General features: G+C 62.9%; 13 protein-coding genes. 7 read left to right on the forward strand and 6 right to left on the reverse strand.

Features of this window, described 5'->3' with window-relative positions:
* Positions 1-1259: molybdopterin cofactor-binding domain-containing protein (locus JWR89_RS04150; RefSeq protein ID WP_299712104.1), on the forward strand; the 1259-nt coding region annotated here is incomplete at its 5' end.
* Positions 1260-1382: 123 nt separating this feature from the next.
* Complete coding sequence (locus JWR89_RS04155; protein ID WP_299712106.1) at positions 1383-2447, forward strand: alcohol dehydrogenase; 1065 nt, start codon at positions 1383-1385, stop codon at positions 2445-2447.
* A gap of 154 nt (positions 2448-2601) precedes the next feature.
* Here JWR89_RS04155 and JWR89_RS04160 read toward each other — a convergent pair whose 3' ends face one another.
* From JWR89_RS04160 to JWR89_RS04170, 3 genes are all read right to left on the reverse strand, one after another.
* The gene (locus JWR89_RS04160) at positions 2602-3927 is read right to left on the reverse strand and encodes a dicarboxylate/amino acid:cation symporter (protein WP_299712108.1); all 1326 of its coding nucleotides are present in this window, start codon (positions 3925-3927) and stop codon (positions 2602-2604) included.
* Positions 3928-4439: 512 nt separating this feature from the next.
* Positions 4440-4811: a helix-turn-helix transcriptional regulator gene (locus tag JWR89_RS04165; protein WP_295853147.1), complete on the reverse strand. Its 372-nt coding sequence runs from the start codon at positions 4809-4811 to the stop codon at positions 4440-4442.
* Between the two features lie 61 nt (positions 4812-4872).
* Positions 4873-5910, reverse strand: a complete 1038-nt coding sequence (locus JWR89_RS04170; RefSeq protein WP_299712110.1) for a LysR family transcriptional regulator — start codon at positions 5908-5910, stop codon at positions 4873-4875.
* Positions 5911-6693: 783 nt separating this feature from the next.
* Here JWR89_RS04170 and JWR89_RS04175 point away from each other — a divergent pair.
* Genes JWR89_RS04175 through JWR89_RS04185 form a run of 3 tightly spaced genes read left to right on the forward strand, consistent with a single transcriptional unit; the run spans position 6694 to position 8064 of the window.
* Positions 6694-7227 (forward strand): GNAT family N-acetyltransferase, encoded by a 534-nt coding sequence (locus JWR89_RS04175; protein WP_366142966.1) that lies wholly within the window; start codon positions 6694-6696, stop codon positions 7225-7227.
* Positions 7228-7268: 41 nt separating this feature from the next.
* A complete protein-coding gene (locus JWR89_RS04180) occupies positions 7269-7829 on the forward strand; it encodes an isochorismatase family protein (RefSeq protein ID WP_299712112.1) in 561 nt (186 codons plus the stop codon).
* Positions 7822-8064: a hypothetical protein gene (locus JWR89_RS04185; RefSeq protein WP_299712114.1), complete on the forward strand. Its 243-nt coding sequence runs from the start codon at positions 7822-7824 to the stop codon at positions 8062-8064. The genes JWR89_RS04180 and JWR89_RS04185 overlap by 8 nt, the downstream gene beginning before the upstream one ends.
* A gap of 4 nt (positions 8065-8068) precedes the next feature.
* On the opposite strand, the gene JWR89_RS04190 is transcribed toward JWR89_RS04185, so the two are convergent.
* Positions 8069-9322, reverse strand: a complete 1254-nt coding sequence (locus JWR89_RS04190; protein ID WP_299712116.1) for a serine hydrolase domain-containing protein — start codon at positions 9320-9322, stop codon at positions 8069-8071.
* A gap of 150 nt (positions 9323-9472) precedes the next feature.
* On the opposite strand from JWR89_RS04190, the gene JWR89_RS04195 reads away from it, so the two are divergent.
* Positions 9473-10384, forward strand: a complete 912-nt coding sequence (locus JWR89_RS04195; RefSeq protein WP_299712117.1) for an intradiol ring-cleavage dioxygenase — start codon at positions 9473-9475, stop codon at positions 10382-10384.
* 3 nt (positions 10385-10387) lie between these two features.
* Here JWR89_RS04195 and JWR89_RS04200 read toward each other — a convergent pair whose 3' ends face one another.
* Positions 10388-10825: an EamA family transporter gene (locus tag JWR89_RS04200; RefSeq protein ID WP_299712119.1), complete on the reverse strand. Its 438-nt coding sequence runs from the start codon at positions 10823-10825 to the stop codon at positions 10388-10390.
* Positions 10822-11361 carry a hypothetical protein gene (locus tag JWR89_RS04205; protein ID WP_299712121.1) on the reverse strand — a complete coding sequence of 180 codons (540 nt, stop codon included), beginning with the start codon at positions 11359-11361 and terminating at the stop codon, positions 10822-10824. The genes JWR89_RS04200 and JWR89_RS04205 overlap by 4 nt, the downstream gene beginning before the upstream one ends.
* 423 nt (positions 11362-11784) lie before the next feature.
* On the opposite strand from JWR89_RS04205, the gene JWR89_RS04210 reads away from it, so the two are divergent.
* Entirely contained in the window at positions 11785-13101 is a 1317-nt protein-coding gene (locus tag JWR89_RS04210; RefSeq protein ID WP_299712122.1) for a CmpA/NrtA family ABC transporter substrate-binding protein, read from the forward strand.
* Positions 13102-13152 lie beyond the last annotated feature (51 nt).

The following is a 13152-nucleotide window of genomic DNA, read 5'->3' on the forward strand; positions in this document are numbered from 1 at the left end:
TGCAGAACATCCATTACGACATCAAGGCGGTGATGACCCACACCGCGCCGGTCGGCGCGTATCGCGGCGCCGGGCGTCCCGAGGCCGTGTTCATCATGGAGCGGCTGATGGACGCCGCCGCGCGGCAGATCGGCATGGATCCGCGCGCGATCCGCAAGGTCAACTACATCAAACCGACGCAGTTTCCCTACAAGAACGCCGTCGGCCAGACCTATGACAGCGGCGCCTTCGCGCACATGCTCGACCGCGCCTGCGAACTGTCGGACTGGGACGGTTTTGCCGCGCGCAAGAAGGCGGCGAAGAAGAAGGGCCTGCTCTACGGCCGCGGCCTGACCAGCTACATCGAATGGACGGGCGGCCCGGGGACCACGGAGAAGGTCAGCCTGCACGCCACCGCCGAGGGTCGCGTCATCCTGCATTCCGGAACGCAGGCGATGGGGCAGGGCCTGCAGACCACCTATTCGCAATTGGTCGCCGAATCGCTCGGCATAGGCATCGACAAGATCGACGTCATCCAGGGCGACACCGACGTCATTGTCGGCATGGGCAGCGTCGGCTCGCGCTCGCTGTTTGTCGGCGGTACGGCCGCTGTAGTGTCGGCGGTAGACCTGATCGCCAAGGCGCGTGAGAAGGCCGCCAACATGCTGGAAGCCTCGGTCGAGGACATCGAATATGCCGGCGGTTTTCTTACGGTGGTCGGCACCGACAAGCGGGTTGGCCTGTTCGAAATCGCGAAGGCGGAAAAGGACGCGCGACTCAGTGTCGATTCCACCGGCGTTGCCGACGGGCCGACGTGGCCGAACGGCACCCATATCTGCGAGGTCGAGATCGATCCGGAAACCGGCATCACCAATGTCGTGAAGTACACCACGGTCGATGACGTCGGCGTCGCGGTGAATCCGATGCTGGTCACCGGCCAGGTTCATGGCGGCGTGGCGCAGGGCATCGGCCAGGCGCTGTATGAAGGCGTGCACTATGATGCCGAGGGACAGTTGCTCACCGCGAGTTACCAGGACTACTGCATCCCGCGCGCCGGCGATCTGCCGACGCTGTCGGTGACGCTGGATGGCTCGGCGCCGTGCGTCACCAATCCGCTGGGCTCCAAGGGCTGCGGCGAGTCCGGCGCGATCGGCGGGCCGCCCTGTATCACCAACGGCGTGATCGATGCGCTGAGCGGGCTCGGAATCACCCAGCTCAATACACCGCTATCGCCGCTGAAGGTCTGGAACGCGATCCAGAGCGCGTCGGCGCAGGCGTGACAAAATCGTAGGGTGGGTTGAGCTCTTGCGAAACCCACCAACCGCGGCGGTGGGTTTCGCAAGAGCTCAACCCACCCTACGGCAGAGCGAAATCAAAAAAAAATAACCGGGAGAAGAAACGCCATGAAGAGCTTCAAGGTCACCGAATTCAACGAGCCGCTCGAGGAAGTCGACGTCCAGACACCACAGCCGACCGGCACGCAGGTGCTGATCCGCGTCAAGGCCGCCGGCGTCTGCCACAGCGATCTGCACATCTGGGAGGGCGGCTATGAACTCGGTCACGGCCGCAAGAAGCTCTCTTTGAAAGATCGCGGCATCAACCTGCCGATGACCATGGGCCACGAGACCGTTGGCGAAGTTCTGGCGTTCGGTCCGGATGCGCCGTCCGAGCCAGGCGGCGTCAAGATCGGCGATATTGCGCTGGCCTATCCCTGGATCGGCTGTGGTAAGTGCGCGGCGTGCCTGGCTGGCGACGAGAATATGTGCCTGCAGCCCAGGTGCCTCGGCGTGCATTGCGACGGCGGCTATTCCGATCACCTGCTGGTGCCGCATCCGCGCTACCTGCTGGACCTCAAGGGAATGGATCCCGTCACCGCCGCGCCCTACGCCTGTTCTGGCGTCACCACCTACAGCGCACTGAAGAAGGTCGAGAAGGACCTAGCCAATCCGATCGTGATCTTTGGCGCCGGCGGGCTTGGCCTGATGGCGCTGAGCCTGTTGAAGGCCATGGGTGGCAAAGGCGCCATCGTGGTGGATATCGATGCGCGCAAGCGCGAGGCGGCCGAGAAGGCCGGCGCGCTCGGCTCCGTCGATGGCGCAGCCCCCGATGCGCTGGCGCAACTCGCGAAGCTCGCGGGCGGCCCGATCCTGTCGGTGATCGACCTGGTCGGCAATCCCGCGACCACGCAGCTCGGTTTCGACTGCCTGTCGAAGGGCGGCAAGCTGGTGATCGTCGGCCTGTTCGGTGGCGGCGCGACCTGGGCGCTGCCGCTCATCGCGATGAAGGCCGTGACCATCCAGGGCAGCTATGTCGGTAATCTCAGAGAGACCAAGGAATTGCTTGAACTGGTCCGCACCGGGAACGTCGCCACCATTCCGGTGACGCCGATGCCGCTCGCGCGCGCCAATACGGCGCTGAACGAACTCAGGGAAGGCAAGCTGGTCGGGCGCGCGATTCTGACGCCGTAAGGCCGCGGACCCTAAGGCTGCTTGCCCCGGACGCGATGCGGCGCGAAGTGCCGCTTCGCTGAGCCGGGGCCGCACGGACGACGGCGTCTGATACGGTCCCGGCTCTGCGGAGCGGCATAAGAATGCCGCACCGCGTCCGGGACAAGCTATTTGACTACCCCGCCGTTACGTCGACCAGCTCTTCGCCATCGAGCACGCGCTTCGCCTTGACGCGGTCGAGGTCGCCTTCCCAGGCGCCGATCACGACGGTGGCGACGCAGTTGCCGATCAGGTTGCCGAGCGCGCGGGCCATGCCGATGAACCAGTCGATCGACAGCACCAGCACCAGGCCGATGGCGGGGATGCTGGGCACCGCATTCAGCGTGGCGGCCAGAATGACGATCGCCGACCCCGGCACGCCATGCGCGCCTTTGGAAGTGACCAGCGACACGCCGAGCACCAGCATCAGGTCGCCGAACGACAGCGGCGTGTTGGTGGCCTGGGCGATGAACACCACCGCCAGCGTCAGGTAGATCGAGAAGGCGTCGAGGTTGAACGAGTAGCCGGTTGGAATCACCAGGCCGACCACGGAATCCTTGACGCCGAGCCGCTCCAGCTTGCGCATGATCTGCGGCAGCACCGCATCCGACGACGCGGTCGCCAGCACGATGGTCAGCTCCTCGCGCAGGTAGTTGAGAAACTTGACAATGTTGAGCCCGGCCAGAGCCATTACGGTGCCAAGCACGCCGAACACGAAGATCGCCACCGCCACGTAAAACAGCGCCACCAGCGACACCAGTTGCTTCAGCGAGCCGACGCCGTATTTGCCGACGGTGTAGGCGACGGCCCCGAGCACGCCGAGCGGCGCGATGCGGACGATCAGGCCCATGGCGCGAAACAGCACGGTGGAGACCGCCTCGATGAAGCCGGTTATTTTCTCGCCCTTTTCGCCGCCGACCAGCGCCAGGCTGGTGCCGAAGATGATGGCGAAGAACAGCACCTGCAGCACGTCGTTGCGCGCCAGCGCGTCGAACGAGGTGGTCGGGATGATGTTGACCAGGAAGCTGCCGATGCCACCGCCCTGCAGCTTGTGGGCATTGTCGGCATAGGTGTTGAGCGCCTTGGCATCGAGCGTCGAAGTGTCAATGTTCATGCCGTGGCCGGGCCCGAACAGGTAGGCCAGCAGCAGGCCCACGACCAGGGCGACCGTGGTCATCACCTCGAAATAGACCAGAGCCTTGACGCCCACCCGGCCGACCTTCTTGAGGTCGCCGGCGCCGGCGATGCCGTGGACCACCACGCAGAACACGATCGGCGCCACGATCATGGAAATCAGCTTGAGGAATGCGTCGCTGAACACTTTCAGGCCAATGGCGAATTCCGGCACGACGACGCCGAGCAGGATGCCCAGCAGCAGAGCGACGACGACCTGTACGAACAACGAATGATAGAGAGGCTTGCGGACGATCTCGGCAGTGGCAGTGACTGTAGCTGTGGACATGGTCGCTCCCCATTGTTGCACCTAGATACCAGCAACAAACGTGCCACAAGCGGGCGTCGGTCCAATTGCCAACGCCGGTCGCGCGGTCCCGGGTGATATCAGCCGCGGTCGTGGGAAGCCGGCGAGGTGACGGTCAGGTCGCCGGAGAACGATCGGTATGCACCCGACCGGCCGGCTGCATCGCCCGGCGAATGGCAACTGCCGCAGGCCATGATCGTGCCCGCAAGATAGGCGCCTCGTTCGATCCGGCTACGGCCTTGGCTGCGGGGGAGAGCCCCGGCGTCGCCGACCAGGGGCCAACAGCCCCAGGACGTCTACGACCGGGAGCCAGGCTCGTTTCAAGCCCGACAAAGCTCTATCGCATGGTCTATCCCGGCGGCGCAGGTGCTGTGCCGATCGGCAGCAGACATGCGAAAACGCTCCCTCGCTAGCGAAGGGGCCATTCTCATCAGGTGAGATTCGTGATTCTGCCGATCGGCCGCCGGGCCGCTCCGGCGCCGCTGGAGGAGGGGCTACTTGTCTTCGTCCGCAATCGCTTCCATCAGGACGACCATCTGGCGCTGCACCGTCTGGCTCTTGATGCGGCTGTAGGCCCGCAGCAATCGCAGGCTGAATGCGCTGTCGAGAAACAGCAGGCTTTCGACTTCGCGGGTCTTGCCATCGCCGTCGTAGAAGAAGGTGACCGGCACATCGAGTGCGGTCGCAATCTGCTGCAGACGCGCGGCGCCGACGCGATTGACGCCCTTTTCGTACTTCTGGACCTGCTGGAAACTGACGCCCAGTTGTTCGCCCAAGTCCGCCTGGGAGATTTTCTGCTCAACGCGACGAAGACGGATTCTCTTGCCCATCTCGATGTCGGGTTTGCCGGCGCTACGTTGCTTCATTCGTCACCACTCAGTTTGTTGATACGGGAAGGTTTGTTGTTATTTTTTTGATGGGGGCTTTTCAGCCCGAGAATCCCTCGAATTGGTTGATCAAGGGTTCCCCCTTATACACATCCTTTAGAACGTTGGGATGGATGAATTCATCCCTAAACCACGGAAATTTCACGGGGTTAAACGCCTCAATGATCCAATCGATCATGCGACGGATGCGCGGTATCCTGTTGCTGTCAGGATGGTAGGACAGCCAGATATCGAACGGCCGGCACAGATCGATTTGCAACGGTACGAGTTTCGAGCTCAGTGCGAAAGCATACGTCGGGAGTAATCCAATGCCAGCTCCTTTTGATACAGCCCAATAGTTGGCGCTGCTGACATTGGTTCGCATCACCAACAGATCCAGCTGCGATATGCCGGGAAACCAGCTGTCGAAAATCTCCTTCGCGCCGGTCTGATCGGCGAACTGCATGACCACCCTGTGCCTTATCAGCTCCTGGTACGTTTTAGGGGCACCAAAAGTTTCAATGTATTTCTCGCTCGCGAAGAACATCACATGCATGCGGCCAAGTTTGACCATCTTGACGTCGAGCGTGGTCGGCCGTGACAGCTGAATCGCGATGTCCGCTTCGTGCCGTTGGACATCGGCACTTTGCATCGCGCAGTGCAGATCAACCAGGATGTTTGGATGCGCCTGCTGAAATTCAACCAGCCGCGGCGCCAGCCAGAAAGTGCCGAGACCTTCGGTGATAGCAACGCGAACTTCGCCAGCGAGGTTCTGCGTCACCGACCCACGTGCGCGCAACAGATCGAACGACGCGGCCTCCATGCGCTCGACGGCTGATACCACCAGCGCGCCTTCGTCGGTCAGCCGGGTGCCGTGGACATCGCGGGTAAACAGCATGGCGCCGGTCTGGCGTTCGAAATCGTCGATGCGCCGACGTACCAGATTGACCGACTGACTGAGCCGTTCGGCCGCCGAGCGGAAGCTTCCGCAGCGCACGACCTCCAGAAAAATCCGGGCGGCGTCCCAGTCCGTCAAGCGGTTCAGGCTGCTCCCGAGGTGTTCTTGCAGCGGAACACCCCTTTCCGCCAATGGACGCATACGCCGGCCCTCCCCGCGGAATACTTTGCCAGAATACCGCCGCCTTCACAACTTGGGCTCGCCATGACCGCGCATTACCCGTCAATTACCGGCGCCGCACCGACCCACCCTCCATTGGTGCATCCCGCCAAACATCCGTTGCCAGCTGATAATCTCGAAAGCTTCGCCGGTAACGTGGTGGTGTTTACACTGGCCGCGGACGACCTCGGAGCGCTGATGAAGTCGGCCGAGGTAGATCTGCCCGGCTTGGCCTCCCTGCAGGCGGTGCGGCGCGTGATGTCACATAATCCGGATTCGCTGTGGGGGATTGCGTCGCGTTCCGGATGCCAGAATGGCGTACCCACGCCGCGCGGCTTCATCGGATTTCTGATGTTGAACGAGGAGGGTTTGCGGCAGCTGGTCGCAGGCACGTTCGACGCCAGCGATCCCGATATCACGTTGTTGTGTTCGCAAAACCAGAAGCCGGCCGGTATTTATTTGTGGGCCATGTGGGCCCGCAATGGCCTGGTGTCGGGCATTCCGCTGGCCTTCGAGAAGATGTTCACGCCGCTCTATGGCGACGTCGATCTTTACGCGCGCGCCGTCACCCAGGATGGCAAGCGGCTACTGGAGACCATGGGCTTTCGCCCCGGCGCGGTCTTCGAAAATCTGAGCAACCCCGGCCTGCACAGCCTGCCGCGCTCCGGGGGCGACGCCGCCGATGCGCCGCTGTACGATCGCTACTACGGCCACAATCCGGAACAGGCGATCGCTATCACGGTGGCGCGTTCGATCGAGGACCTGATGCGGGTGATCGCGATCCGCAGCGCGGTCTATATCGGCGAGCAACAGTGTCCCTATCTCGAGGAGTTCGACGGCAAGGACTTCAGCTCGACCCATCTGCTTGGCTACATCGGCAACGAACCGGTCGCCTGCCTGCGGATTCGATACTTCGCCGACTTCGCCAAAATAGAACGACTGGCGGTCCGCAAGGAATTTCGCAAGCAGCGGATCGCGTTGCAACTCGTCGAGGCGGCGATCGAACTGTGCCACGCCAAGGGCTATCAGCGGCTGTACGGCCACGCCCAGAAGCGGCTCGTGAAGTTCTGGTCGCAGTTCGGCTTCACCACCTTCGACGGCGGACAGGAACTGGTGTTCTCCGATTTCGATTATGTCGAGATGCAGATGATCAGCGAACGGCGCCCCAATGCCATCACCATCGGGATCGACCCCTATCTGATCATCCGGCCCGAGGGCCAGTGGCACCGGCCCGGCGTGCTTGATAAATCGCGCACGCGACCGGTGACGCAGCCCTCGATCCAAAGGGGCGCGGCATGACCTCCGTTGTCAGCTTGCGAAGCTTCGTCAATTCGTCCGGCGTGCCGATCGTGGTGTTCGTTGATCTGCAGCAGGAATACCTGGCAGCGCCCCGGCTGCTCGCGATTCCCGATATCGATGCCGCGCTGGAGAACTGCCGCAGGCTGTTGGGCCATTGCCGCTACGCGGGGCTGCCGGTGGCCTTCACGCGCTTCCTCGACCATTCGGCATTCTTCAACCGGGCAACGCCGTTCAGCCATTGGATCGAGGGCTTCGAGCCGCAGCGCAACGAGATGATTTTCGAGCGTAGCAGCCCATCGTGCTACGCCTGCGATTCTTTCAGCTCGCTAATGGGGCAGAACCGCGGCGGCTTCGTGCTCGCCGGATTTGCCGGCGAATCCGCCTGCCTGTCGACGCTGATCGATGCGCATCATCGCAATCACAAAGCGGTCTTTCTCCACGATGCGTCGGCCAGCCACCGGCTCGATGACCTCCCTGCGGAAGACGTCCATCGCGCCGTTACGAAGATTTCAGGACTGTATGGAGATGTCTATGAAACCAGCGAATGGATCGCCGCGAATCTACCTCGCAAGTTCGGGCTCGGGGCGAAGACCGGTGTCTGATATCAACGAGCGCCTGATCACCGTGATGTCCCGGCTGGAGCACTGCCAGCTAGTGCTCGCCGAAGCCGGCGAGCGGGACACCGCGCAACTGGTGGCGATGGCGATGCTGCAGTTGCGGATGCGGATCCACCATATCGGCGATGCCGAATTGAAGGCGCTGTGCGACGCGATGGCGACCGAGCTGGACCAGGCCGCTCCCGACGCTTCCGAAGCGTCGGGAGAAGGCGGCCGCTAAGCGACTACAGATTGCTGTCGGTGATCGCCGCGTAGATCATGGTGCGAAGCTCGCGGCGCACCGGATAGGCGCTGGACGGCAGCAACTGGGTCATGAAGATCGCGATCAGGTCTTCGGCGGGATCGATCCAGAACGACGTGGTCGCCGCACCGCCCCAGGCATATTCGCCGGCGCTGCCGGGAATCATCGTTTGCTTGGGATCGAGGGTTACCGAGAAGCCAAGGCCGAAGCCGACGCCGGCATAGGTCGCCTCGCTGAAAAGCGATTTCGACATCTGGGTGAGGTCGCGGCCACCGGGCAGGTGATTGCTGGTCATCAGCGCCAGCGTTTTCGGACCGAGCAGACGCACGCCACCGAGTTCGCCGCGGTTCAATAGCGCGCGGCAGAAGGTGAGATAGTCTGCCGCGGTCGAGCACAGGCCGCCGCCGCCGGAAATGAAGGACGGCGACGCCAGGAAAGAGCTCGTCGTTGGATCGTCCTGCAGCGTCATGCCGCCTTTACCGTCGGCGGCGTAGCAGGCGGCGAGCCGGTGGGCTTTTTCCGGGGGCACGAAAAATCCAGTGTCGCTCATACCCAGCGGATCGAAGATCCGCTGTTGCAGGAACTGCTCGAATGGCTGGCCGGCGACCTTCTCGACGAGATAGCCGAGCACGTCGGTGGAGACGGAATAGTTCCAGGCGTCGCCAGGCGAAAATTCCAGGGGGATTTTGGCGAGGTCGTCGATCATCGACCGCAGGCTGCCGGCTTTTTCGATCTCGCCAACCTTCTGCGCACGATAGGCCGCGTCGACATTGGTGCGGTTCTGGAAGCCATAGGTCAGGCCCGAAGTGTGGCGTAGCAGGTCGATGATCAGCATCGGGCGTGCCGGCGGTCGGGTCAGGAACAGCGGTGCCACGCCCGCCTGGTACACGCCGAGGCCGGCCCATTGCGGAATGTATTTGTGCACCGGCTCGTCGAGCGCCACGCGGCCTTCCTCCACCAGCATCATGAAGGCCACCGTGGTGATGGGCTTGGTCATCGAATAGATGCGGAAGATGGTGTCGTCCTTGACCGGCACCTTGCGCGCGACGTCGGCCATGCCCTGTACGGCGCTGTGGACGATCTGGCCGCGGCGATACACCAGCAACTGCGTGCCCGGGAAGCGGCCGGCCTCGATATAGCTGTGCTTCAGGTGAGCCTCGGCGCGGTCCAGCGCGTGCCCGGACATGCCGGCTTGTTCCGGCGAAGCCGAGGTGGGGCGGAGACTCTGGGACGGCATTGCGGGATCACTCCGATGTGTTGGGGCAAGGACTGTTTTAGGGAAAGAAGGCGGTCGCTGTCGACCGGATTCGCCACGCCACGCGCTTACTCCGCGATATCGGTTGGTGTATCGTCCCGGTGAAATTAAGAGCGCCAGGCAGGATTCAGCATGACCCAGTTCAACGACACCGAACTCACCGTGGCCGTGATCGAGAGTTTGGCGAAAACCCCGGACCCGCGCGTTAAATTTTTGCTGCAGGAACTGGTCAAATCGCTGCACGACTACGTCCGCAAGACCGACCTGAGCTTCGACGAATGGCACTATGCGATCGATTTCCTGACCCGCACCGGGCAGAAATGCAGTCCGATCCGGCAGGAATTCATCCTGCTGTCGGACGTGCTTGGCGTCTCGATGCTGGTCGACGCCGTCAACCACCGGGAACGCGAGGGCGCGACCGAGACCACGGTGCTCGGCCCGTTCTATGTCGGCGAGCACCCGCCGATGCCCCATGGCGCCGACATCTCGCCGGGGCTGCAGGGCGAGCGGATGTTCGTGCAGAGCCGTGTCACGGATCTTGCGGGTAAGCCGCTGGCCGGCGTCCCCATCGACGTCTGGCATGCCGACGACGATGGCTTCTACGATTCGCAGAAGGCGTCCTACGCGACCGAGGGCCCATCCTCGCGCGCACGTCTGGTCACCGATGCCGACGGCCGGATCTTCTTCCGCACCATCCTGCCGTGCAGCTATCCGATCCCCACCGACGGGCCGGTCGGCGAGATGATCGTGAAGACCCAACGCCATCCGATGCGGCCGGCGCACGTCCACTTTCTGGTCGATGCGCCCGGATATGAACCGCTGATCACCCACGTCTTCATCGGGGGTGACAAGTATCTGGACTCCGATGTGGTGTTCGGGGTGAAGGACGAACTGATCGCGACCGTGGAGCCGCGCAGCGATGCCACGATGCCCGATGGCCAGCCCGCCAACGGCCCGTGGCACCTGATGACCTACAATTTTCGTATGAAGCCGGGGCAGGGCAGCGCTCCGCAGCCGATGATGCCGGAGAAAGAGGAGGCATAGAGGCTACGCCCGGTACGCGACCAGCACGGCGCCGCTCGCGATCAGGATTACGCCGAGCCAGTTCGGCGCCGACAGCTTCTCGCCCAGGAACATCACGGCGAACACCGACACGAATACGACGCTGAGCTTGTCGATCGGCGCGACGCGCGCGGCGTCGCCGAGCTTCAGGGCGCGAAAGTAGCAGATCCAGGACGCGCCCGTCGCCAGGCCGGAGAGGATCAGGAACAGCCAGGTCTTCGCCGAGACGCTGGACGGCGGCTGCCAGTTTCCGGTGGCATAGACGATCAGTCCCGCGGCCAGCAGGATGACGATGGTGCGGATGAAGGTGGCAAAGTCGGAGTTGACGTTCTCGATGCCTATCTTGGCGAAAACCGCCGTCAGCGCTGCGAACGCTGCCGATAGCAGCGCCCAGAACACCCAGGAGAGCAAAACGTTCTTCATGATGTCGGTCCTTCGGCCGCGTCGCTCCAGTCGCGCTGCCCGAGGTCGGCCATCGTCTCCAGAAAGAACTGGTCGAACTGGAACGGCGCCGCGGCGATCGGTTCGCCTGCGGTAAAGGCCAGGTCCTGGAACGCCCGACCGAGCGCGCCGGCGCGTTCGGCGAAGACGTCGAGGCCGTCCCGCTCGGCGCTGCCGACGATCGTGAGCAACGCCTCCTTGAAACGATCGAGCCGACCGTCGATGATCGCGATCTTCGCGGCGAGGGCGTCGGTATCGACCTCGGCGGTGCCGACGTTCGAGATCGTGGCCAGCGCCATGGCATTGCCCCTGCCGTGCAGGATTGCGTCGCGAAGCGCATCGAGTTTGTTGCGAAACGCGTCGAGATGACCCAGCGCAGCCGCGGCATTGGCTTCGAGGTCGGCTTTGGCTTGCGACAGGATCGCCGCGGCGGAGACCGCGACGGCCGCCTTCAGCGTGGTGGCGGCGTCGCGCAGCGCCGCCGAAACCAGCGCAGTGTTGACCTGGATGTGGGGCATGGGGGTGTCCGCTTGATCATTGTCCGGCGCCAACCCTTAGCACCGAAGGTGGTCGGATTGCCTGCTCTGTCAGACGTTAGCAGCACCGGTTCCGCTCCTGCCCATTTTGGGTGCGTCGCACAACAAATAAGCGGCGCGCAAGTTTTCGATGCGGCCGGACACCGTCGTATCGGCCAGTGTATTTTCCTAAGCTTTTGTAGACGTTCGAGTTTTTACACCGGTCCAGCTTGGCATGAACTTTGAATAGTTCTTAGCGACGCCATTGTAGCCGTCACCATCAATCACCAGCCAGCACTGCCATCATGGGGGCCTCCTCCAGACGCGCCGCTGTGTCCTTTCGCCTTCCACGTCGAAGAGCGTGGCGACATGGGGGCGGGGATGGCGACGCCGGCGGGCAGCAGCCACGAAAGGACGACCGCGACGATGACGAAGTCAGAGACTCAGACGCCCAGCCGCAAATTGAGCCGCCGCCAGATTCTGAAGGCCGGCGCCGGGACCGTGGCCCTGCTTGCCGCCGCGAAACTGAATTTTCCCGCCGGCGCGTTTGCGCAGGGCGCTGGCCCCGAAGTGAAGGGCGCCAAGCTCGGCTTCATCGCACTCAGCGATGCCGGTCCACTGTTCGTCGCCAAGGACAAGGGTTTCTTCGCCAAGCATGGCGTGCCGGATACCGAAGTGCTGAAGCAGGCGTCGTGGGGCACGCTGCGCGACAACATGGTGCTCGGCTCCGAAGGCAACGGCATCGATGGCGCGCATATCCTGACGCCGATGCCCTATCTGATCTCCGCCGGCAAGGTGACGCAGAACAACGTCCCGACGCCGATGTACATCCTGGCGCGGCTCAATCTCGATGCGCAGTGCATCTCGATCGGCAAGGAATATGCCGACCTCAAGGTCGGGCTCGACGCCAGGCCGTTCAAGGCGGCACTCGACAAGAAGAAGGCCGAAGGCAAGTCGATCAAGGCGGCGATGACCTTCCCGGGCGGTACCCACGACCTGTGGATCCGCTACTGGCTCGCCGCCGGCGGCATCGATCCCGACAAGGACATCGAAACCATCGTGGTGCCGCCGCCGCAGATGGTCGCCAACATGAAGGTCGGCACCATGGATTGCTTCTGTGTCGGCGAGCCGTGGAACGGCCAGCTGGTGCATCAGCAGATCGGCTACACCGCGGTGAACACCGGCGAAATCTGGAACAAGCATCCGGAGAAGTCGCTCGGCATGCGCTCCGCCTGGGTCGATAAGAACCCGATTGCCGCGAAGGCCATCACCATGGCGGTGATGGAAGCGCAGCAGTGGGCCGACAAGATGGAGAACAAGGACGAACTCGCCGCCATCATGGCGAAGCGGCAGTGGATCAACTGCCCCGTCGAGGACATTCTCGATCGCGCCAAGGGCAAGTTCGATTACGGCACCGGCAAGGTGGTCGAGAACAGCCCGCACATCATGAAGTACTGGCAGGACCACGCCTCCTATCCGTTCAAGAGCCACGACCTGTGGTTCATGACCGAGGACATCCGCTGGGGCAAATACGATGCCGGCTTCGATTCCAAGGCGCTGATCGAGAAGGTCAACCGCGAGGATATCTGGCGCGATGCCGCCAAGTCGCTCGGCGTTGCCGCGGCCGATATCCCGGCCTCGACCTCGCGCGGCAAGGAAACGTTCTTCGACGGCAAGGTGTTCGATCCCGAGAATCCGTCGGCCTATCTGAAATCGCTCACCATCAAGCGTGTCGAGGTCTGAGACCTGCGGTCTGAGCCTCGCGCAAGAGACGATTTGATCACGGAGAAATTG

Source organism: Tardiphaga sp. (assembly GCF_028290785.1).
Classification (GTDB): Bacteria; Pseudomonadota; Alphaproteobacteria; order Rhizobiales; family Xanthobacteraceae; genus Tardiphaga.